Source organism: Pseudomonas sp. LS2P72 (genome assembly GCF_054897865.1).
On record NZ_CM142708.1, the window covers coordinates 982803 to 1003535 of the forward strand.

Consider the following 20733-nt stretch of genomic DNA (forward strand, 5'->3'; position numbering starts at 1 on the left):
GATCGCAGCCTGCGGCAGCGCCTACAGGGATTAACCGTACCCGATGTAGGCGCTGTCGAAGGCTGCGATCTTTTGATCTTGCTGGTAACGACTATTAACGCGGCAACTTCAGGTTGTTCCACACCGCCAGGCTCGGTTCGGCCTGGTTCAGCGTGTAGAAGTGCAGCCCTGGAGCGCCACCCTGCAGCAGGCGTTCGCACATCTCGGTGATGACTTGCTCACCAAAGCCTTGAATGCTTTGGGTGTCGTCGCCGTAGGCTTCCAGTTGCTTGCGGATCCAGCGCGGGATTTCCGCACCACAGGCATCGGAGAAGCGCGCCAGTTTGCTGTAGTTGGTGATCGGCATGATCCCCGGAACGATCGGAATGTTCACGCCCATCGCCCGTACACGCTCGACGAAGTAGAAGTAGCTGTCGGCGTTGAAGAAGTACTGGGTGATCGCACTGTTGGCGCCAGCGTTGGCCTTGCGCACGAAGTTGTTCAAATCGTCTTCGAAATTGCGCGCTTGCGGGTGCATTTCCGGGTAGGCGGCGACTTCGATGTGGAAATGTTCGCCGGTTTCTTCACGAATGAATTCAACCAGGTCATTGGCATGGCGCATTTCGCCACTGGCCATGCCCATGCCGGAAGGCAGGTCACCGCGAAGCGCAACGATACGCTTGATGCCGGCTGCTTTGTACTGGCTCAGCAGGCCACGAATATCGTCCTTGCTGTCGCCAACGCAGGACAAATGCGGGGCGGCAGGGACTTTGACTTCGCTTTCGAGCTGCAACACGGTGTTGAGGGTGCGATCACGGGTCGAACCACCAGCGCCGTAGGTGCAGGAGAAGAAGTCAGGATTGTAGGTCGCCAGATGACGGGCAGTGGCGATCAGTTTTTCATGCCCAGCATCGGTCTTCGTAGGGAAGAACTCGAAGCTGTAGCGACGTTCTTGGGACATGGTCGTATCCTTGGAAACACGAGAACCCGCTGTAGGAGCAAAGCTTGCTCGCGATGCAGGCACCGCGGTTTTTCAAATGCACCGCGGTGATGCTATCGCGAGCAAGCTCTGCTCCTACAGGTCAGCGTAGTTTCTGCCTGAGTGGCAGGAACCGATCAGTAGCGGTAAGCGTGCGGCTTGAACGGACCTTCAACGGTCACGCCGATGTAGTCGGCCTGGGTCTTGGTCAGTTGAGTCACAACGCCGCCGAAACCGCGGACCATTTCCAGGGCCACTTCTTCGTCGAGTTTCTTCGGCAGTACTTCAACGGTCAGGCGCTCGGCTTTCTGGGCTGGCGACAGGTCGGCGTACTTCTGGCCGAACAGGAAGATCTGGGCCAGAACCTGGTTGGCGAACGAACCGTCCATGATGCGGCTTGGGTGACCGGTGGCGTTACCCAGGTTAACCAGACGGCCTTCAGCCAGCAGGATCAGGTAGTCGTCGTTCTGTGCGTCGAATGCGCCAGGGCCGGTACGGTGGATTTTGTGAACCTGTGGCTTCACTTCTTCCCATGCCCAGTTCTTGCGCATGAAAGCAGTGTCGATTTCGTTGTCGAAGTGGCCGATGTTGCAGACAACAGCGCGCTTCTTCAGGGCTTTGAGCATGTTCGCGTCGCAAACATTGACGTTACCGGTGGTGGTCACGATCAGGTCGATCTTGCCCAGCAGCGCTTTGTCGATGCTTGCTTCAGTGCCGTTGTTGATACCGTCGATGAACGGCGAAACCAGCTCGTAACCGTCCATGCAGGCTTGCATGGCGCAGATCGGGTCGACTTCGGAGACTTTAACGATCATGCCTTCCTGACGCAGGGACTGAGCGGAGCCCTTGCCCACGTCACCGTAACCGATGACCAGCGCTTGCTTGCCGGACAACAGGTGGTCGGTACCGCGCTTGATCGCGTCGTTCAGGCTGTGACGGCAGCCGTACTTGTTGTCGTTCTTGCTCTTGGTCACCGAGTCGTTGACGTTGATGGCCGGGATTTTCAGCTCGCCCTTGGCCAGCATGTCCAGCAGGCGGTGAACGCCGGTGGTGGTTTCTTCGGTGACGCCGTGGACGCGGTCCAGGATCGCCGGGTATTTCTTGTGCAGCAGCTCGGTCAGGTCGCCGCCGTCGTCGAGGATCATGTTGGCATCCCAAGGCGCGCCATCTTTGAGGATGGTTTGCTCCAGGCACCACTCGTACTCTTCTTCGGTCTCGCCTTTCCAGGCGTAAACCGCGATGCCGGCAGCGGCGATGGCAGCAGCGGCCTGGTCCTGAGTCGAGAAAATGTTGCAGGACGACCAGCGTACTTCGGCACCCAGGGCAACCAGGGTTTCGATCAGCACGGCAGTCTGAATGGTCATGTGGATGCAGCCGAGGATCTTCGCGCCTTTGAGCGGCTGCTCACCGGCGTATTTGCGGCGAAGACCCATCAGGGCTGGCATTTCGGATTCGGCGATGATGGTTTCGCGACGGCCCCAGGCAGCCAGGGACATGTCGGCGACTTTGTAATCGGTAAAATCTGCAGGCGTGATAACAGCGCTCATGATGAGCCTCCATTCGTAATGTATGCGAATGGGCGCCGTTGTGCGTTTAGTGTCTGACCGATGACGGTCAAGCAACGCCCCATCCGAGCCTGACAGGTCGAACCTGCTGCAGCGCCCCTCGGACAGGTGGCGGGAAAACGGTAGCAATGGAACGTTACCGTTTTGAAACGGTGGCGATTATAGCCGTGTGAGCGATACTTCCAAAGCGTTTCTGTTGGTCAATGTCTGAACGGTAATCGAGACCATAGTCGATGCTTGATAGAGCTCCAGGTCGGGCTCTGCCATGATGCCCACCATCATTCGGCAAGACGCTCAGGAGTGAATATGAATTTCCACACCCGCAAATGGGTAAAACCCGAAGACCTCAACCCCAACGGCACGCTGTTCGGCGGCAGCCTGTTGCGCTGGCTCGACGAAGAAGCGGCGATTTACGCCATCGTCCAATTGGGCAATCAGCGTGTGGTCACCAAGTACATTTCCGAAATCAACTTCGTCAGTGCCTCGCGCCAGGGCGACATCATCGAACTGGGCATCACCGCCACCGAGTTCGGCCGCACCTCCATCACCCTGAAGTGCGAAGTACGTAACAAGATCACCCGCAAAAGCATCCTGACGGTGGAGAAGATTGTCTTTGTCAATCTGGGTGAAGACGGCTTGCCCGCGCCGCACGGTCGGACCGAGATCACGTACGTCAAAGACCAGTTCAAGGATGACATCGCCCCGTAGGAGCAAAGCTTGCTCGCGATGGCGTCATTTGCATCCCCGCCGAAACCGAGGTGAACCCATCGCGGGCAAGCCATGCTCCTACAGGATTGGTTTCGTTTGTGCGAGCAGTGAACAGCTCCGAACCCTGCGTGTCGTACCTACATCACACACCACGGGTTCCGGAGTTTTATGAACGCGCCAAAAGACGGAAAAACCCCGAACCTCTCGGCTGAAGAGCAGCACGACGTCGACAAGAGCCAGCCCCCGCGGGCGGCGGTGCTGCATGAAATCATCCGCACCCAGGGCGATCAGGAACTCGAGCGCAGCGTCGCCGCCTTGTGGTGGTCGGCGCTGGCCGCCGGCCTGACCATGGGCCTGTCGCTGATGGCCATGGGGCTGCTCAATTCCCGTCTGCCGGACGGCGAAGGCTTCAAGGTGATCGCCAGTTTCGGTTACTGCGCAGGCTTTCTCGCGGTGATCCTCGCCCGTCAGCAGTTGTTCACCGAGAACACCCTGACGGCGGTGCTGCCGATCATGACCAAACCCACACTGAACAATTTCGGTCGATTGCTACGCCTGTGGTCGGTGGTGTTGGTGGGCAACCTTTGCGGCACGTTGCTGGTGGCGTATGTGATGCTGAATCTGCCGATTTTCGACAGCAAGACCGACCTGGCCTTCCTCGATATCGGGCGCAAAATCATGGAGAACGACGCCAGCCAGATGTTCGCCAAAGGCATTGTGTCGGGCTGGATGATTGCCACCATGGTCTGGATGATTCCGTCCATGGAGAGCGCGAAGATGTGGATCATCATCCTTATCACCTACCTCATGGCGCTGGGGGATTTCACCCACATCGTGGTTGGGTCCGCCGAGGTCTCGTATCTGGTGTTTGCCGGTAAGTTGCCGTGGAAGGATTTCTGGCTGGTGTTCGCCGGGCCGACGCTGGCGGGGAACATCATCGGCGGCAGCTTCATCTTCGCGCTGATCAGCCATGCGCAGATTCGCAGCGAGAGCGGGCCGCCGAAGAAGTCTACGGATCAAGGCCTGGAGCCTGATCCGCAGAAGACCAAAAAGTAGTCAGTGATGCTCGGCCTGTGCCGCTGGCGCAGGCTCATCCTTGGTCACGTGCTTGACCAGTTTGCCAATGCTCAAACCCTGCAACAGGATCGACGACAGCACCACGATGTAGGCGATGCTCAGCAGCAAGTCACGCTCCGGACCCAGCGGCAAGGCCAGGGCCAGGGCCACCGAAACACCACCGCGCAAACCACCCCAGGTCAGAATCCGGATCGTCCCGCGCGGCACTGTGCGCCAGCGCCGCAGCAGGGATTCAGGAGGGGCAGTCACACCGCGTCAACTTCTTCGCGAGCAGGCTCGCTCCCACACTGGATCTCAGTCGTTTAAAAATTTTGTATTCACTGAAGATCAACTGTGGGAGCGAGCCTGCTCGCGATCGGTTTCAGCAACGATTCAATCTTTCAGCCGGACACATTGACCGCAGCAACACCGCGACGTTGCAGATAGATGTAGAAAAGCGCCGTCAGCACCGTCAAGCCACTGACCAGCGCGCCGGTCCACGGCAAGTCCGCCAGATCCGCACCACTGGCGACGACCAATCCACCAATCCACGCACCGGCTGCGTTGCCGAGGTTGAACGCGCTCTGGTTCAACGTTGAACCCAGATTCGGCGCTTCATGGGCCTGATCGATGATCAGCAATTGCAAAATCGGACACAGGGCAAACGCGAAGATGCCCCACAACACCAGCGTGATCGCTGCCGGGATCACCGAGTGACTGGTCTGTGTGAACGCGGCCAGCACGACCAGCACGGCCAGCGCCATGCCCACCAGCGACGGCAGCAATCGACTGTCAGCCAGGCGACCGCCGAGCATGCTACCCGCCGTCAGTCCGACCCCGAATAGCAGCAACATGATGGTCACGCCATGCGGGCTGACGCCGGTGATGTCTTGCAGGATGGGGGCAATGTAAGTGAAGACGCTGAACAGGCTGGTCGACGCCAGCACACTCATGCCCAGCGCCAGCAACACGTTGACCTTGCCCAGTACTTTGAACTCGCTGGCGAGGTTGGCCTTGTCCATGGCGATGTCCTTCGGTAACCAGACCCACTGCGCGATCGCGGCTATCACGCCGATCACCGACACCGCCCAGAACGTCGAGCGCCAGCCGGCGTATTGCCCGAGCGCGGTGCCTAAAGGCACGCCCAGCACGTTGGCCAGGGTCAGGCCGGTGAACATCAGCGCAATCGCCTGGGCGCGCTTGTTCGGTGCCACCAAACCGGCGGCGACCACCGAACCGATGCCGAAGAACGCGCCGTGGCAGAGCGCGGTGACCACTCGTGCGGCCATCAGCGTGGCGTAGTTCGGCGCCAATGCGCAAAGAATGTTGCCGAGGATGAACATCAGCGTCATGCCCAGTAGCGTGGCTTTGCGCGGCATGTTGGCGGTGCCGATCGCGAGGATCGGCGCACCGAAGACCACGCCGAGGGCGTAGCCGGTGATCAGCAGGCCCGCGTGGGGAATGCTCACGGCGAGGTCGCGGGCGACATCGGGCAGCAAGCCCATGATGACGAATTCAGTGGTGCCGATGCCGAACGCGGCAACAGCGAGGGCAAACAAGGCGAGTGGCATGCGCAAGGTCTCTGTCGGTAGTCTTGACGCTCTGATCAGGCATACGCATGCCGACGCCCGTTCTCGACGAGAGCGGGCGGTGGCAAAAATTTATTGGAATTAGTCTGTGCGCAACTGAGTGCGGCGTGGTCGCTTGCAGTATAAACAGCTGCTGACATATGGCGAATCAATTATCTCCCCCCGCTTTCTGCAGGAGCACGGCTTGCCGGCGATGGCGATCTCAAGAACGCCATCGCCGGCAAGCCGTGCTCCTACAGGGGAGGGGGCGGTCAACTGAAGGAGTATGCCGTGCTTGCAACAGCACTGGTGTTAGTAGCGGCGCTGTTGCACGCGGCGTGGAATACCCTGATCAAATTCAGTGCGGAACGGCTGCTGGTGGTGGCCTGCATGGACAGCGTTGCGATGCTGTTTGTCGCGCTGATGTTGCCGTTCGTGGCGTTGCCACCCCTGGACATCTGGCCGTGGATTCTGGCGTCGGCGGCGTTTGAATTGCTCTATCGCTATTTGCTGATTCAGGCCTATCGGGTCGGTGATCTCGGGCTGGTCTATCCGCTGATGCGTGGCTTGTCGCCGCTGGTGGTGCTGGCACTGACGCTGATTTTTGCCGGGGAAGTGCTGACGAACCAGCAGATCTTCGGGATTCTGCTGATCCCGTTCGGCATGCTGTGCCTGCTCTGGCAGGGTGGAGGCGGTGCGCGTTTGCCGTGGTCGATGCTGCCGGTGGTGGCGTTGATCGGCCTGTGCATCGGCTGCTACACCTTCATCGATGGCCAGGCGTTGCGGCGCTGGTCACATCCGCTGGATTACCTGGTGTGGGTCACGTTGCTCAGCGCCTGGCCGTTCCCATTACTGGCGCTGGTGCGTAAGCGCCCGGCCTTCATGTTGTTCTGGCGTGAGCAGTGGCGACTGGGATTGGCGGTCGGATTTTGCGTGTTGTTCAGCTACGCTCTGGTGCTGTGGGCCATGCAGCTGGGTTCGATTGCCGAAGCGGCAGCATTGCGCGAAATCAGCGTGATTCTGGTGGTGCTGTTCGGCATGCGTTACCTGAAAGAACCTTTCGGCAGGCCACGGCTCTTAGCCTGTGGGCTGGTGCTGATCGGCATACTGGTGATGAAGTTTTGACTGGAGCTCGACTCTTGAAATTTGAAGAAGGGATTGCGTTATGACGGTTGCTCTGTGGTGCGTTTTGATCGCGATTTTGCTGCCCTATGTCTGCGCAGGCATCGCCAGGGCCAGCGGCGGGTTCAGGCCGAAAGATAATCATGACCCCCGTGACTTTCTTGAGTCACTGAATGGTTTTGGCCGACGCGCGTATGCGGCGCATCTGAACAGTCTTGAAGTGATTCCCGCGTTCGCGGCGGCGGTGATCGTTGCGCACCTGGCCGGTAATGCCGAGCTGGTGACGATCAATGTGCTGGCGGTGTTGTTCATCACCAGTCGGCTGCTGTACACCATTTGCTACTTGGCGGACTGGGCGATTTTGCGGTCGCTGGTGTGGTTGGTGGGGATGGGGTTGATCGTCAGTTTTTTTGTGGTTTCTGTCTGAAAATACGTTGGTGTTTGTGAGGGCCTCATCGCGAGCAGGCTCGCTCCCACATTGAATCTCGGTCGTACACGTATGCTGTGTTCACTGGAGATCCAAATGTGGGAGCGAGCCTGCTCGCGATTGCTATTTAACCGCCGATACAGATATCAGAGGCTGGTCTTCGCCGCATCAGCCACCTGCGGCACTTGAGGCAGGGCTGCGCCTTTAGGCCAGAGCATCCAGATTTGCCCCTGCTGTTTCATGTCGCCAGCCAATTGCCCGGCCGCATCACCCGTACCCCAGAACAGGTCCGCACGGACTTCGCCGGCAATTGCGCCGCCGGTATCCTGAGCGGCAACCGGGCGTACCAGTGCGGTACCGTCCGGTTTAGTGGTCGATAACCACAACAGACTGCCCAGCGGAATCACTTTGCGATCCACCGCCGCGCTGTAGCCGGCGGTCAGCGGTACGTTCAACGAGCCGCGAGGCCCTTCGTTGCTGTCCGGGTTGCGGGTGAAGAATACGTAACTGGGGTTGCTGCCCAGCAGTTCCGGAATGCGCGTCGGATTGGCCTTGGCCCAATTGCTGATGGCGCCCATGGTCACTTCTTCTTTTTTCAGCTCGCCTTGATCAACCAGCCAGCGGCCGATCGGTCGATACGGATGACCGTTCTGGTCGGCATACGCAATGCGCAACTGGCGGCCGTCGTCGAGCTGGATACGACCCGAACCCTGGATTTGCAGGAATTGCAGGTTCATCGGATCGGTCAGCCAGGCAACAACCGGGGCCTTGACCCCTTTGGTTTCAATCGCTGCCGCATCGTCGTAAGGCTTGAGCACGCGACCTTCGAGTCGTCCACGCAGGCGTTTGCCTTTGAGTTCCGGATAAATGCTGTCCAGAGAGACGATGATCATGTCCTCGGGCACACCGTACACCGGGATGTTTGCCACTTCGGTCTGGGTCAGGCTGCCGGGGTAGACCGGCTCGTAATAGCCAGTGATCAAGCCGTTGGGATTGTCATTGGCGGCGCGCAGGCCGTAGACGTCGAGATTCTGCTTGAGGAAGCTGCGAATGTCGCTGGCGGTTTGCGGCACGTTGGCGGCAGCCGCACACGTCGAGCCCCACACCGGGTCGGCTTTGAGTCGGGTGCAGGCGCTGCGCCACGAACCGAAGCCGGCGACCAGGTCGTTGTCGGACACCGTCGGAAGTGCTTCCCACGTGGCGCTGGAGTAGGTCGCCAGGGCGTGGGTTTTCGGTTTGTTATTGTCGCCACCGGTGCAGCCCGCAAGCACGGCCACCATCGGAAGGGTCCAGGCGAGGTTGTGACGCCATGCCTTGAAACGGCTGATCATGGAGTAATTCCTTTGTCGGTTGCCTGAGTGCTCCATGCGCTCAAACAACCCGGATTGATAATAGGGCTATTGGTCTTTGCCGATGACGCGAGGATACTGGCCGCCGTTTCCCGTGACCTGAAGCCACCATGACTCTTAAAAGACTTACTGTTGTATTGCTGGCCTGCCTGACGTTGTCTGCCTGTGGTGGTGTCGACCCCAACTCGCCGCTGGGTCAGCGCAAGGCGATCTTCAAGCAAATGCTCAAGATCGGCGAAGACCTGGGTGGCATGTTGCGTGGTCGCATCCCGTTTGACGGTCCGAAATTCGCTGACGGTGCCGTGAAACTCGATGCGTTGTCCCGTGAACCCTGGAAACATTTTCCGCAGGTGCGCGAAGAAGACCACACCAGCGCCAAGAGCGATGTCTGGCAGAAACAGGAGCATTTCCAAGGCATGGCCCGCACCCTTGAAGCCGCCACCGGTGAATTGGTGACTGCCAGCAAGGTCCAGCCCTACAAGGCCAGTAACCTTGGGCCGGCGGTGCAGAAGGTCGAAGATGCCTGCAGTGCCTGCCATAAAGAGTTCCGGGATCATTGAGTCCTGAACTGATCCTTACTTATCCAGTTCATCGAGTGCGTTCTGCAATTCCTTGCGGGACTCGGCGAGTTTGTCTTTGCGCCTGTTGATCTTCTCGGCGTCGCCTTTCTTCATGGCCTTGTCGAGGTCAGCCTGACGCTTGCTGACTTCGTGCTTGGCGTCGAGCACCTTGTTCTCCCGTTCTTTCTTCAGGGAAGCATCGGTGCAATGAGCGGTGACTTCGCTCAGGGCCGTTTCAAGGCCTGCCTGCTGATCGGCATTACCATGAGACTTGGCCAGTTCAATCTGATTGATGATGCCCTGCTTCTTTGCGGCGCAGCCGGTCAGGCCCGGAGCTTCTTCGGCGGCCATCAGTGGAGCGGCCAGCACACTGCAAAGGGTCAACAGGGCGAGCGGTGAAAGAAGTTTCATAAAAGCTCCATGTGAAAAAGCGGTCGGGTCGATGTGACGATGGGGTGTTTGAGCCCGGCGGCACCATTGGGTTCCCGGGTTGGCGGCATCGCCGGCCGCTAAAAACCGTCAATCCCCGCAAGACGTAATGTTTCACTCAAGGCCAGGACCTGCGGGTCGCGGAAAAATGCGCTCAACTGCGCTGCGCGTCCCGGGCCGATGCCGGCTTCTGCCTGCCATTGTTCGATATTTCGTTGTGCCAGTTCCTGCCATGAGTCGGCAAGCCGCGCCTGGCCGGTCGGCGGTAAACCCAGGGCTTTGAGCCAGCGAGCGAAAGGGCGTTGTCGGGCACTGTTGAAGCTGTTCAAAAGACGAGCGCTGCTGCGTTCGCCGAAGCCGTCAATGTTAGCAAGCTCTTGAGCATCGAGGGTCAACCAATCCAGCAGGCCATTCAGACGGCCTGTTTCGAAAAGTTTCTCCCAAGTGCCAGGGCCGACATGGGGCAGGGCCAGTCCCTGCTTGCCGCTGAGCCAGGTCAGTCGGGCGAGGAATTGGCTTTCGCACCCCGGTGTCGGCTGCCAGCAACTCAAATGATGAAAGTCCTCCGCCAGCGGTACGCTCAATTCAGCGCGTTGGGTGCTGCGCAGCATGACACCGTCAAGCCGGGGAATGGTCAGGCCTGCCAGGCTGATGGCGACCTGATCTCCGGGCCGGATATCCAGTGTTTCCCAGCGTTGCAGTGAGCTTACGCTGACTCGCTTGATCTGCCGGTCATCGAGCATCACCGGTGTCAATTCCAGTACCGGGGTGATTCGTCCGGTCCGTCCAATCTTGAAATGGACCTTGCGCACCTCGGCCAAGGCCTGGGCAAAAGGGTATTTCCAGGCGACGCTCCAATAAGGCGGTTTAGCCTGCCAGCGCTCGGCGGATGGGCGCTGATCCTGGCGCAGGACGATGCCATCACTGGTGAAGGGCAGGGGCGAGCGATACCAGTGATCGCGCCAGCGTTCAGCGTCGGCAAATTCCTTGATCGAGTGACTGTAAGGTGCGGTGCTCGGGAAACCCAACTCATCCAGGACTGCGATGCGGGCAGGCAAACTGGCCGGGCCTTGGGGCCAGTCCCAGACAAACAGGCCGATCCCGGCGGCTTGCTCAGTGCTTAACTTTTTGCGGGCCATCAAACCGGCCACTGTGGCGCGTGCATTGAGGCTGCCGGCGCGGGCCTGTACGTGGTCGGTCAGGCGCCAATAGAGTTCACCTTGCAGTAACAGGTCCAGCGGCTCTGGCAATTGTTGGGGGATGGCGGCGATCTGGCGTGCCGAAGCCGTCCAGTCCTGGCCATTTATTCCGTCACCGCGGCTGATTGCCTGAGTCAGCTGGCCTTTGCGGTAGATCAGCGTCACCGCTACGCCGTCGATCTTGGGCTGAATCCAGACATCGCTCCGTCCTTTTAGCCAGGCTTCGACGGCGCGACCATCGCGGAGTTTTTCCAGGCCCGTGTGGGCGATGGGATGAGGCATCGTGCCGCCCGCGATACGTAGCGGTTCCGCGGATGGGGGCAGGTCGAAACACGCGCGCCATTCGGTCAATCGCGCACGGGACTGATCATAGAGTTCATCGGCGACCAATGAACGGCCGTCCCGATGATAGCTGTCGTCCCAGAGGTCGATTTGTTTCTGCAGTGACGTGATTTCGTCCAGGGCGCGTGCGGGTGGCCAGTCGGGGCACTCGGCAGCGTTTGAACTCAGGCAAAGAAAGGTCAGGAAAAAACAGAAAAACAGGCGCAGAAGCATCATGAGCGTCCTTGCTCAGGGAGAATGCTTTCAAGGTTAGTCAGCTTTCGGGTGTGGGTAGCGAGGATGTTTTTCGGTGTGTTTCGAGAGGCAGGAAGATCATGAGATTTCCGCGCAATAAAAAGCCCCGCACGGCGAACCGTGCAGGGCTTTTGGTACCGCCGGGGAAGTCTTACAGGCCGGCAGCAGCGCGCAAGGAATCGGCGCGGTCGGTCTTTTCCCAGGTGAAGGTGGTGAAAGTGTCATCGCCCACAGTCTTGGTTGCCGGGGTACGACCGAAGTGGCCGTACGCAGCGGTTTCCTGGTACATCGGGTGCAGCAGGTCGAGCATGGTGGTGATTGCGTAGGGACGCAGGTCGAACACTTCGCGAACCAGTTTGACGATTTTGTCGTCGCTGATTTTGCCGGTGCCGAAGGTGTTCAGCGAGATCGACGTAGGCTGAGCAACACCGATCGCGTAGGAAACCTGAATCTCGCAACGCTCGGCCAGGCCGGCTGCCACGATGTTCTTGGCCACGTAACGACCGGCGTAGGCGGCCGAACGGTCAACTTTCGATGGATCCTTGCCAGAGAACGCGCCGCCGCCGTGACGGGCCATGCCGCCGTAGCTGTCAACGATGATCTTGCGACCGGTCAGGCCGCAGTCGCCAACCGGGCCACCGATGATGAACTGGCCAGTCGGGTTGATGTGGAACTGGGTGTCCTTGGACAGCAGCTCGGCAGGCAGTACGTGCTTGACGATCAGCTCCATCACGCCTTCGCGCAAGTCTTTGTAGGACACCTCAGGGTTGTGCTGGGTCGACAGTACAACGGCGTCGATACCGACAACCTTGCCGCCTTCGTAACGGCAAGTCACTTGCGACTTGGCATCCGGGCGCAGCCAAGGCAGCAGGCCGGATTTGCGGGCATCGGCCTGACGCTGAACCAACTGGTGCGAGAAGGTGATCGGTGCTGGCATCAGCACGTCGGTTTCGTTGCTGGCGTAGCCGAACATCAGGCCCTGGTCGCCGGCGCCTTGATCTTCAGGCTTGGCACGGTCGACACCCTGGTTGATGTCAGGGGACTGCTTGCCGATGATGTTCATCACGCCGCAAGTGGCGCCGTCGAAGCCGACATCGGAGCTGTTGTAGCCGATGTCCAGAATGACGTTACGCACGATCTCTTCCAGGTCGACCCAGGCCGACGTGGTGACTTCACCTGCGATGATTGCAACGCCGGTTTTTACCAGGGTTTCGACCGCTACACGGGCGAACTTGTCTTCAGCAATGATGGCGTCCAGCACAGCATCGGAAATCTGGTCGGCGATTTTGTCCGGATGCCCTTCGGACACGGACTCGGAGGTGAAGAGGGAGTATTCGCTCATCTCGATTTTTTCCTGAATTTACCGATGGTGAGTGTCGCCAGCCGGTCGCTGAAAATGGCGGACCTGGATCTGGAAACCATTACGTAAACCTACATAGAGGCTTTCCCCGGGAACGAGTCCCGCAGCGGTGGCCCAACGGGCCAAATCGTCCTGTTCAAACCCCAACCAGAGATCACCGCAGGCCTCCCTGGCCCAACTCTGGTTGTGGCTACATAACTCTGTCACGAGCAGGCTACCGCCCGGTTGCAGCAAGTCGGCCATGTGCTTGAGTGCTTCGGCCGGCGCGGCGAAATGGTGCAGCACCATGTTCAGTACAACGCAGTCAGCCTTGAGGCGGACACCGTTCAATGCATCAGCCAACTGCAGGCTGACGTTAGCCAGCGTTTCACGTTCGCAAACCTGGCGCGCCAGTTCGAGCATCGCCGGGCTGTTGTCCAGCGCCGTGACCTGGGTGAAGCGGCGCGCCAGTTCCGGCAGAAATGCGCCGTCGCCGGGGCCGACTTCGATGGCCGTGGCGCCTTCGCTGAAACTTAGCTTGTCGAGCAATGCCACCACGCTTTCGCGGTATTGCGGCAGCCCGGCGATCAAGTCTTGCTGGGCGCGAAACTTCTCCGCGACCCGTGAGAAAAAGTCCTGGCTGGCCGCCGCTCGTTGCCCATGGACCTGAGCGATCCGTGACTGCACCTCGGCAGGCAGGGTCAGGTTGTCCACTTCTTCCAACAGTGCGGCATGCAGCTTGCCGCCCAGCAAGTCGGTGTGGGGCAGGGCGCGACGGTAGAAAATCGCGTTGCCTTCACGGCGCGTCGCCACCAGATCGGCCTGGGCCAGTACCTTGAGGTGATGACTCATGCCGGACTGGCCGATGCCAAAGATCTGCGCCAGCTCCAGTACGCCAAACGAGTCGTTGGCCAGCGCGCGCAATACATTCAGCCGCAGAGGGTCGCCGCCGGCCTTGCACAGGGCCGCCAGCTCATCGCAATCGTCATGTCGAATGGAAGGCACACGTAAATTCATAAGGCCAGCAGTCTAGTGACGGTCGGAAAACACCGCAAGAGCAATATCAAAAAGTTTTGATATTGCTCGATAGATGGCACTTCTCGGGGAAAGGGTCACTCTACAAATCGTCAGCGGAAAGGTTTCATCAGGCGAATGCGACTTTATCCACCGGAAAAACGCCTTCAGATGACTATCTGTCATTGCCCCGAGGCGGGTGGGTGAGGGAAAATGCTCGCCTTTTTTCCGATTCGTTTTATTCACTCTCGATTCAATATCCGCAGGAGAACAGCGATGCCCAGCCGTCGTGAGCGTGCCAACGCCATTCGTGCCCTCAGCATGGATGCCGTGCAAAAAGCCAACAGCGGCCATCCCGGTGCCCCTATGGGTATGGCGGATATCGCCGAAGTACTTTGGCGTGACTACCTGAAGCACAACCCGAGCAATCCATCGTTCGCCGACCGTGACCGCTTCGTGCTGTCCAACGGTCACGGCTCGATGTTGATCTACTCGCTGCTGCACCTGACCGGCTACGACCTGTCGATCGATGACCTGAAAAACTTCCGCCAGCTGCACAGCCGCACCCCGGGTCACCCGGAATTCGGCTACACCCCGGGCGTTGAAACCACCACCGGTCCACTGGGCCAAGGCTTGGCCAACGCCGTTGGTTTTGCCCTCGCAGAAAAAGTCCTGGCGGCGCAGTTCAACCGTCCGGGCCACAACGTTGTCGACCACCACACCTACGTGTTCCTGGGTGATGGCTGCATGATGGAAGGCATTTCCCACGAGGTCGGCTCCCTGGCCGGTACTTTGGGCTTGGGCAAACTGATCGCCTTCTACGATGACAACGGCATCTCCATCGACGGCGAAGTCGAAGGCTGGTTCACCGACGACACGCCCAAGCGTTTCGAAGCTTATAACTGGCAGGTGATCCGCAATGTTGACGGTCACGATCCTGAAGAGATCAAGATCGCGATCGAAACTGCGCGCAAAAGCGAACAGCCAACCCTGATCTGCTGCAAGACCACCATCGGTTTCGGTTCGCCGAACAAGCAAGGCAAGGAAGACTGCCACGGCGCCCCACTGGGTGACGCGGAAATCGCGCTGACCCGCGCTGCGCTGAAATGGAACCACGGTCCGTTCGAAATCCCGGCCGATATCTACGCCGAGTGGGACGCCAAGGAAACCGGTCGCGCCGCCGAAGCCGAGTGGGATCAGCGTTTCGCTGACTACTCTGCTGCGTTCCCTGAGTTGGCCAACGAGCTGATTCGTCGTCTGAGCGGCGAACTGCCGGAAGACTTCGCTGAAAAAGCCTCGGCTTATATTGCTGAAGTCGCTGCCAAAGGCGAAACCATCGCCAGCCGTAAAGCCAGCCAGAACGCATTGAATGCCTACGGCCCACTGCTGCCTGAACTGCTGGGCGGCTCCGCTGACCTGGCCGGTTCCAACCTGACCCTGTGGAAAGGTTGCAAAGGTGTTACGGCTGAAGACGCCAGCGGCAACTACATGTACTACGGCGTTCGCGAGTTCGGCATGAGCGCGATCATGAACGGCGTGACCCTGCACGGCGGTCTGGTGCCTTACGGCGCGACCTTCCTGATGTTCATGGAATATGCCCGCAACGCAGTGCGCATGGCCTCGCTGATGAAGCAGCGTGTCGTGTTCGTCTACACCCACGACTCCATCGGTCTGGGCGAAGACGGCCCGACTCACCAGCCGATCGAGCAACTGACCAGCTTGCGCAGCACGCCGAACCTCGACACCTGGCGCCCAGCCGATGCCGTTGAATCGGCGGTGTGCTGGAAAATGGCTCTGGAGCGCAAGGACGGCCCTTCGGCGCTGATCTTCTCGCGTCAGAACCTGCAGCATCAAACCCGCAATGCGTTCCAGATCGCCGACATCGCCCGTGGCGGTTACGTGTTGAAGGACTGCGACGGCGAGCCTGAGCTGATCCTGATCTCCACCGGTTCCGAAGTCGGTCTGGCCGTTCAGGCTTACGACAAGCTGACCGAACAGGGTCGCAAGGTGCGTGTTGTTTCGATGCCTTGCACCAGCGTGTTCGATGCTCAGGACGCCGGCTACAAGCAAGAGGTTCTGCCGCTGCAGGTCAGCGCCCGTATCGCTATCGAAGCCTCGCACGCGGACTACTGGTACAAATACGTGGGCCTGGAAGGCCGCGTGATCGGCATGACCACCTACGGCGAGTCGGCGCCTGCGCCAGCCTTGTTCGAAGAGTTCGGCTTCACCCTGGAAAACATCCTGGGTCAGGCTGAAGAGCTGCTGGAAGACTAAGTCCAGGTAATGTATTGCCTGTTCTGACGCCATCGCGAGCAAGCTCGGCTCCTACAGATCACGTTGACCTGTAGGAGCAAGGCTTGCCCGCGATGACGGTATATCGGTCAACGATGTGTTGATGGATTCCTCAGGTATAGAGAACCCCATGCCTCAACCGCGTCCTTACAAAGTTGCACTCAACGGCTACGGCCGGATTGGTCGTTGCGTCTTGCGTGCGTTGTTTGAGCGAGGCTCGACGGCTGGGTTTGAAATTGTTGCGATCAACGATCTGGCTGACATGGCCAGCATCGAATACCTGACACGCTTCGACTCCACTCACGGGCGTTTTCCCGGGGAAGTGAAGGTCGACGGCGATTGTCTGCATATTAATGGTGACTGCGTGAAGGTTCTGCGCAGTGCCACCCCCGAAGGCATCGATTGGGCGTCGCTGGGCGTCGATCTGGTGCTGGAGTGCTCCGGCGCTTACCACACCCGTGAAGACGGCCAGCGTTTCCTCGACGCTGGCGCGCCGCGGGTGCTGTTTTCCCAGCCGATGGCCAGCGAGGCGGATGTCGACGCCACCATCGTCTACGGCGTGAACCAGGATTGCCTGACCGGTGATGAGTTGCTTGTGTCCAACGCATCCTGTACCACCAACTGCGGCGTGCCGCTGTTGCGCCTGCTGGATCAGGCCATTGGTCTGGAATACGTGTCGATCACCACCATTCACTCGGCGATGAACGATCAGCCGGTGATCGACGCCTACCATCACGAAGACTTGCGCCGCACCCGTTCGGCGTTTCAGTCGGTGATTCCGGTGTCCACTGGTCTGGCGCGCGGCATCGAACGCCTGTTACCGGAACTTGCCGGGAGAATTCAGGCCAAAGCCGTGCGGGTGCCGACGGTTAACGTGTCTTGCCTCGACATTACGATGCAGACCGTGAGCGATACCGACGCCACCGAGGTCAACCGGATTTTGCGCGAGGCCGCCACCAGTGGCCCGCTCAAAGGCCTTCTGGCCTACACCGAGTTGCCTCACGCCAGTTGTGATTTTAATCATGACCCACATTCGGCCATCGTCGATGCCAGTCAGACCCGCGTTTCCGGCCCACGGCTGGTGAACATCCTGGCCTGGTTCGACAACGAATGGGGTTTTGCCAATCGAATGCTGGACGTTGCAGAACACTATTTGCAAACAGCTGCACCACAACCAAAACCTGCTCTCTAAAACAGCTATCCAGGAAATGCGACCCATGACCGTGTTGAAGATGACCGACCTCGATCTGCAAGGTAAGCGCGTACTGATCCGCGAAGACCTCAACGTCCCAGTCAAGGACGGTGTTGTCACCAGCGATGCGCGAATCCTGGCCTCGCTGCCGACCATCAAGCTGGCCCTGGAAAAAGGCGCGGCCGTGATGGTCTGCTCGCACCTTGGCCGTCCGACCGAAGGCGAGTTCTCGGCCGAGAACAGCCTTAAGCCAGTCGCTGACTACCTGAGCAAGGCTCTGGGGCGTGAAGTGCCGCTGGTAGCCGATTACCTGGGCGGCGTTGACGTGAAGGCCGGCGACATCGTGCTGTTCGAAAACGTGCGCTTCAACAAGGGCGAGAAAAAGAACGCTGACGAACTGGCCCAGCAATACGCTGCCCTGTGCGACGTGTTCGTGATGGATGCCTTCGGCACCGCTCACCGCGCCGAGGGTTCGACCCATGGAGTGGCCAAGTTCGCCAAAGTCGCGGCCGCTGGCCCGTTGCTGGCCGCCGAACTGGACGCACTGGGCAAAGCCCTCGGCGCCCCGGCTCAGCCAATGGCTGCCATTGTTGCCGGCTCCAAGGTCTCGACCAAACTCGACGTGCTGAACAGCCTGAGCCAGATCTGCAACCAGCTGATCGTCGGCGGCGGCATTGCCAACACTTTCCTGGCCGCTGCCGGTCACCCGGTCGGCAAGTCCCTGTACGAGCCGGACCTGTTGGACACCGCTCGCGCCATCGCCGCCAAGGTCAGCGTGCCGCTGCCGGTCGACGTCGTGGTGGCCAAGGAATTCGCTGAAAGCGCCACTGCTACCGTCAAGCTGATCGCTGATGTGGCCGCAGACGACATGATTCTGGACATCGGCCCACAGACCGCGGCGAATTTTGCTGAGCTGCTGAAGTCGTCCAAGACCATCCTGTGGAACGGCCCGGTGGGCGTGTTCGAATTCGACCAGTTCGGTAACGGCACCAAAGTCCTGGCCCAGGCCATCGCAGACAGCTCGGCATTCTCCATCGCGGGCGGCGGCGACACCCTGGCCGCCATTGATAAATATGGCGTTGCCGAGCAAATCTCCTACATTTCTACCGGTGGTGGCGCGTTCCTCGAGTTCGTCGAAGGCAAAGTCCTGCCGGCCGTTGAAGTCCTGGAAAGCCGGGCCAAGGCCTGAGGCCGCCCATTTGACCAGGCAAAGGAGTGTTCAGATGGTCAAAACATTAGCGCTGTTGGTTATCGCGGGGTCGCTGGCAGCTTGCGGGAGTAACCCGAAAGCCCCGAAGGTACCCGAGACACCTGAACAGGACAAAGGCTGCTACCAGGCCGACTGGCAGGCCGAAACCAACCCGGTGATCAACAAGCGTTCCGGGCCTGATGGCCTGGACAAATACGAGACACAGACCCCGGCCAAGGAACATGGTTGCCCTTGACGGGTCTGACACTTTACTCAGGGCTGGCGGCATGCGCCGTCAGTCGAGGAACATGGATGAAAGGTTTTATCGCCGTTACGGCACTGGCTCTGCTGGCAGGTTGCGCTAATTTGAACCTGTTCAAGCCTGCCGAATCGACGGACAGCTGGACCACCTGGACCTGCGACAGTCAGGCCAAAGTGCTCTGGCGCTACACCGACGAAAGCCGCAAGGAAGTCGACGTCCGCCTGGGCGGTGCCGATCAGGTCTACCGCTTGAAGCATGAGCCGGGCGCCGAAGGTTCGCTGTACAGCAATGACATGCTGGCGTTTCACGTAAAAGGTGAGGAAGGCCTGGTGTACTGGGTCGCCACCAATGATTTGATCGGCCGCGGTTGCAAAGCGCAGTAACACACGGGGCCGACGCTAAACCTGTAGGAGCTGAGCTTGCTCGCGATGAGGCCAGCACATTCAACACATGTGTTGGCAGTTAAATCGATATCGCGAGCAAGCTCGGCTCCTACAGGAGTTAGCGTCAGTTCTCAGAATTTTTGTCGTACCGAATTCGCAGGCCGGGCTGACCCCCGATCTGCAATAACTTGAATAGCCGCCGCCGCTACGGCAGGCTGGCACGATTAACGACCCTCAACCGGGAGATACACACACAATGGCACTTATCAGCATGCGCCAGATGCTGGACCACGCAGCCGAGTTCGGCTACGGCGTTCCAGCCTTCAACGTCAACAACCTTGAGCAGATGCGCGCCATCATGGAAGCCGCTGACAAGACTGACTCCCCGGTGATCGTCCAGGCTTCGGCCGGTGCTCGCAAATACGCCGGCGCACCGTTCCTGCGTCACCTGATCCTGGCGGCAATCGAAGAATTCCCGCACATCCCGGTGTGCATGCACCAGGACCACGGCACCAGCCCTGACGTCTGCCAGCGCTCCATCCAACTGGGCTTCAGCTCGGTGATGATGGACGGTTCCCTGGGCGAAGACGGCAAGACCCCGACCGACTACGACTACAACATCCGCGTCACCCAACAAACTGTAGCCCTGGCTCACGCCTGCGGCGTATCGGTAGAAGGCGAGCTGGGCTGCCTGGGTTCACTGGAAACCGGCATGGCCGGTGAAGAAGACGGCATCGGCGCCGAAGGCGTTCTGGATCACAGCCAAATGCTGACTGACCCGGAAGAAGCCGCTGACTTCGTCAAACGCACTCAGGTCGACGCCCTGGCCATCGCCATCGGCACCAGCCACGGCGCGTACAAGTTCACCAAGCCGCCTACAGGCGACGTGCTGGCCATCGACCGCATCAAAGAAATCCACAAACGCATCCCGAACACCCACCTGGTGATGCACGGTTCGTCTTCGGTTCCGCAAGACTGGCTGGCGATCATCAACCAGTACGGCGGCGACATCAAAGAAACCTACGGCGTACCGGTTGAAGAAATCGTCGAAGGCATCAAGCACGGCGTGCGCAAGGTCAACATCGACACCGACCTGCGCCTGGCGTCCACCGGTGCGATGCGTCGCCTGATGGCCACCAACCCGAGCGAGTTTGATCCGCGTAAATTCTTCGGCGCAACCGTGACGGCGATGCGTGATGTGTGTATCGCACGTTATGAAGCGTTTGGTACTGCCGGTAATGCTTCGAAGATCAAGCCGATCTCGTTGGAAGCGATGTATCAGCGGTATTTGAAGGGTGAGTTGAACGCTAAGGTTAACTAAGGCTTTAGTGTTTGAGTCGCATTAAAAAACCCGCCGAGAGGCGGGTTTTTTGTATTGTAGTTCAAATGCAATATGCCATTAACGCCCATAAGGCTTGGCGCATACAAAACAGCATGCGTATACCGGAATTACACCTCTACGTCTATTGTGAATTAAGCCGTCCGACCAAGTCCGAAGCCTTGATAGGTCCAGACACCGTTGGGACCTGCGAAATTACGACCTCC

The 20733-nt window shown here is 59.3% G+C and carries 19 protein-coding genes, 1 pseudogene and 1 riboswitch; of the genes and pseudogenes, 11 read left to right on the forward strand and 9 right to left on the reverse strand.

Going from position 1 to position 20733, the window contains the following annotated elements; all coding sequences use genetic code 11:
• Nucleotides 1-94 precede the first annotated feature (94 nt).
• Together metF and ahcY are read right to left on the reverse strand one after the other, a co-directional pair.
• Nucleotides 95-940 (reverse strand): methylenetetrahydrofolate reductase [NAD(P)H], encoded by an 846-nt coding sequence (gene metF / locus ACYZUA_RS04485; RefSeq protein ID WP_461962224.1) that lies wholly within the window; start codon nucleotides 938-940, stop codon nucleotides 95-97.
• A 155-nt stretch (nucleotides 941-1095) separates the two neighbouring features.
• The gene (ahcY, locus tag ACYZUA_RS04490; RefSeq protein WP_219095081.1) at nucleotides 1096-2505 is read right to left on the reverse strand and encodes an adenosylhomocysteinase; all 1410 of its coding nucleotides are present in this window, start codon (nucleotides 2503-2505) and stop codon (nucleotides 1096-1098) included.
• 23 nt (nucleotides 2506-2528) lie between these two features.
• Nucleotides 2529-2631: riboswitch (S-adenosyl-L-homocysteine riboswitch) on the reverse strand.
• Between the two features lie 198 nt (nucleotides 2632-2829).
• Here ahcY and ACYZUA_RS04495 point away from each other — a divergent pair.
• Complete coding sequence (locus tag ACYZUA_RS04495) at nucleotides 2830-3231, forward strand: acyl-CoA thioesterase (protein ID WP_008152010.1); 402 nt, start codon at nucleotides 2830-2832, stop codon at nucleotides 3229-3231.
• A gap of 168 nt (nucleotides 3232-3399) precedes the next feature.
• Nucleotides 3400-4287, forward strand: a complete 888-nt coding sequence (locus ACYZUA_RS04500) for a formate/nitrite transporter family protein (protein ID WP_461962225.1) — start codon at nucleotides 3400-3402, stop codon at nucleotides 4285-4287.
• Here the strand turns inward: ACYZUA_RS04500 and ACYZUA_RS04505 are convergent.
• A pseudogene (locus ACYZUA_RS04505) lies at nucleotides 4288-4551 on the reverse strand (cation:proton antiporter domain-containing protein); the annotation flags it as partial. It abuts the gene before it with no gap.
• A 137-nt stretch (nucleotides 4552-4688) separates the two neighbouring features.
• Nucleotides 4689-5858, reverse strand: coding sequence for an MFS transporter (locus tag ACYZUA_RS04510; RefSeq protein WP_461962226.1), 1170 nt, complete (start codon nucleotides 5856-5858; stop codon nucleotides 4689-4691).
• Between the two features lie 288 nt (nucleotides 5859-6146).
• Here ACYZUA_RS04510 and ACYZUA_RS04515 point away from each other — a divergent pair, with 288 nt between their 5' ends.
• The gene (locus ACYZUA_RS04515) at nucleotides 6147-6980 is read left to right on the forward strand and encodes an EamA family transporter (protein WP_095127118.1); all 834 of its coding nucleotides are present in this window, start codon (nucleotides 6147-6149) and stop codon (nucleotides 6978-6980) included.
• Between the two features lie 40 nt (nucleotides 6981-7020).
• Nucleotides 7021-7404 carry an MAPEG family protein gene (locus ACYZUA_RS04520; RefSeq protein WP_461962227.1) on the forward strand — a complete coding sequence of 128 codons (384 nt, stop codon included), beginning with the start codon at nucleotides 7021-7023 and terminating at the stop codon, nucleotides 7402-7404.
• Between the two features lie 146 nt (nucleotides 7405-7550).
• Here the strand turns inward: ACYZUA_RS04520 and mltA are convergent, their stop codons facing one another.
• Nucleotides 7551-8735, reverse strand: coding sequence for a murein transglycosylase A (gene mltA / locus ACYZUA_RS04525; RefSeq protein WP_461962228.1), 1185 nt, complete (start codon nucleotides 8733-8735; stop codon nucleotides 7551-7553).
• A gap of 128 nt (nucleotides 8736-8863) precedes the next feature.
• Between mltA and ACYZUA_RS04530 the strand changes: the two genes are divergently transcribed.
• Complete coding sequence (locus tag ACYZUA_RS04530) at nucleotides 8864-9313, forward strand: c-type cytochrome (protein ID WP_461962229.1); 450 nt, start codon at nucleotides 8864-8866, stop codon at nucleotides 9311-9313.
• A 15-nt stretch (nucleotides 9314-9328) separates the two neighbouring features.
• On the opposite strand, the gene ACYZUA_RS04535 is transcribed toward ACYZUA_RS04530, so the two are convergent.
• From ACYZUA_RS04535 to ACYZUA_RS04550, 4 genes are all read right to left on the reverse strand, one after another.
• The gene (locus ACYZUA_RS04535; RefSeq protein ID WP_461962230.1) at nucleotides 9329-9724 is read right to left on the reverse strand and encodes a DUF1090 domain-containing protein; all 396 of its coding nucleotides are present in this window, start codon (nucleotides 9722-9724) and stop codon (nucleotides 9329-9331) included.
• A gap of 98 nt (nucleotides 9725-9822) precedes the next feature.
• Entirely contained in the window at nucleotides 9823-11496 is a 1674-nt protein-coding gene (gene ligB / locus ACYZUA_RS04540) for an NAD-dependent DNA ligase LigB (protein ID WP_461963874.1), read from the reverse strand.
• Nucleotides 11497-11668: 172 nt separating this feature from the next.
• A complete protein-coding gene (metK, locus tag ACYZUA_RS04545; RefSeq protein WP_461962231.1) occupies nucleotides 11669-12859 on the reverse strand; it encodes a methionine adenosyltransferase in 1191 nt (396 codons plus the stop codon).
• A gap of 18 nt (nucleotides 12860-12877) precedes the next feature.
• On the reverse strand, nucleotides 12878-13873 hold the full coding sequence (locus ACYZUA_RS04550) for an ArsR/SmtB family transcription factor (protein WP_056739026.1): 996 nt from the start codon (nucleotides 13871-13873) through the stop codon (nucleotides 12878-12880).
• 273 nt (nucleotides 13874-14146) lie between these two features.
• Between ACYZUA_RS04550 and tkt the strand changes: the two genes are divergently transcribed.
• The 6 genes from tkt to fba all read left to right on the forward strand — a co-directional run bounded on the left by tkt (nucleotide 14147) and on the right by fba (nucleotide 20509).
• Nucleotides 14147-16144 carry a transketolase gene (gene tkt, locus ACYZUA_RS04555; protein WP_461962232.1) on the forward strand — a complete coding sequence of 666 codons (1998 nt, stop codon included), beginning with the start codon at nucleotides 14147-14149 and terminating at the stop codon, nucleotides 16142-16144.
• A gap of 148 nt (nucleotides 16145-16292) precedes the next feature.
• Entirely contained in the window at nucleotides 16293-17354 is a 1062-nt protein-coding gene (gene epd / locus ACYZUA_RS04560; RefSeq protein ID WP_461962233.1) for an erythrose-4-phosphate dehydrogenase, read from the forward strand.
• A 25-nt stretch (nucleotides 17355-17379) separates the two neighbouring features.
• The gene (locus ACYZUA_RS04565) at nucleotides 17380-18543 is read left to right on the forward strand and encodes a phosphoglycerate kinase (protein WP_218440363.1); all 1164 of its coding nucleotides are present in this window, start codon (nucleotides 17380-17382) and stop codon (nucleotides 18541-18543) included.
• A 34-nt stretch (nucleotides 18544-18577) separates the two neighbouring features.
• Nucleotides 18578-18799, forward strand: a complete 222-nt coding sequence (locus tag ACYZUA_RS04570; RefSeq protein WP_218536731.1) for a hypothetical protein — start codon at nucleotides 18578-18580, stop codon at nucleotides 18797-18799.
• Nucleotides 18800-18855: 56 nt separating this feature from the next.
• Complete coding sequence (locus tag ACYZUA_RS04575; RefSeq protein ID WP_223431203.1) at nucleotides 18856-19188, forward strand: MliC family protein; 333 nt, start codon at nucleotides 18856-18858, stop codon at nucleotides 19186-19188.
• Nucleotides 19189-19444: 256 nt separating this feature from the next.
• Nucleotides 19445-20509, forward strand: coding sequence for a class II fructose-bisphosphate aldolase (gene fba / locus ACYZUA_RS04580; RefSeq protein ID WP_046045276.1), 1065 nt, complete (start codon nucleotides 19445-19447; stop codon nucleotides 20507-20509).
• Nucleotides 20510-20733: the final 224 nt, after the last annotated feature.

Bases quoted from the DNA above. Each gene is read 5' to 3' on its own strand.
- ACYZUA_RS04565 (WP_218440363.1), top strand. From the start codon at position 17,380: ATGACCGTGTTGAAGATGACCGACCTCGATCTGCAAGGTAAGCGCGTA.
- metK (WP_461962231.1), bottom strand. From the start codon at position 12,859: ATGAGCGAATACTCCCTCTTCACCTCCGAGTCCGTGTCCGAAGGGCAT.
- ACYZUA_RS04570 (WP_218536731.1), top strand. From the start codon at position 18,578: ATGGTCAAAACATTAGCGCTGTTGGTTATCGCGGGGTCGCTGGCAGCT.
- mltA (WP_461962228.1), bottom strand. From the start codon at position 8,735: ATGATCAGCCGTTTCAAGGCATGGCGTCACAACCTCGCCTGGACCCTT.
- ACYZUA_RS04520 (WP_461962227.1), top strand. From the start codon at position 7,021: ATGACGGTTGCTCTGTGGTGCGTTTTGATCGCGATTTTGCTGCCCTAT.
- ACYZUA_RS04550 (WP_056739026.1), bottom strand. From the start codon at position 13,873: ATGAATTTACGTGTGCCTTCCATTCGACATGACGATTGCGATGAGCTG.
- ACYZUA_RS04495 (WP_008152010.1), top strand. From the start codon at position 2,830: ATGAATTTCCACACCCGCAAATGGGTAAAACCCGAAGACCTCAACCCC.
- ACYZUA_RS04500 (WP_461962225.1), top strand. From the start codon at position 3,400: ATGAACGCGCCAAAAGACGGAAAAACCCCGAACCTCTCGGCTGAAGAG.
- epd (WP_461962233.1), top strand. From the start codon at position 16,293: ATGCCTCAACCGCGTCCTTACAAAGTTGCACTCAACGGCTACGGCCGG.
- ACYZUA_RS04535 (WP_461962230.1), bottom strand. From the start codon at position 9,724: ATGAAACTTCTTTCACCGCTCGCCCTGTTGACCCTTTGCAGTGTGCTG.
- metF (WP_461962224.1), bottom strand. From the start codon at position 940: ATGTCCCAAGAACGTCGCTACAGCTTCGAGTTCTTCCCTACGAAGACC.
- ACYZUA_RS04530 (WP_461962229.1), top strand. From the start codon at position 8,864: ATGACTCTTAAAAGACTTACTGTTGTATTGCTGGCCTGCCTGACGTTG.
- ahcY (WP_219095081.1), bottom strand. From the start codon at position 2,505: ATGAGCGCTGTTATCACGCCTGCAGATTTTACCGATTACAAAGTCGCC.
- fba (WP_046045276.1), top strand. From the start codon at position 19,445: ATGGCACTTATCAGCATGCGCCAGATGCTGGACCACGCAGCCGAGTTC.
- ligB (WP_461963874.1), bottom strand. From the start codon at position 11,496: ATGCTTCTGCGCCTGTTTTTCTGTTTTTTCCTGACCTTTCTTTGCCTG.
- ACYZUA_RS04575 (WP_223431203.1), top strand. From the start codon at position 18,856: ATGAAAGGTTTTATCGCCGTTACGGCACTGGCTCTGCTGGCAGGTTGC.
- tkt (WP_461962232.1), top strand. From the start codon at position 14,147: ATGCCCAGCCGTCGTGAGCGTGCCAACGCCATTCGTGCCCTCAGCATG.
- ACYZUA_RS04510 (WP_461962226.1), bottom strand. From the start codon at position 5,858: ATGCCACTCGCCTTGTTTGCCCTCGCTGTTGCCGCGTTCGGCATCGGC.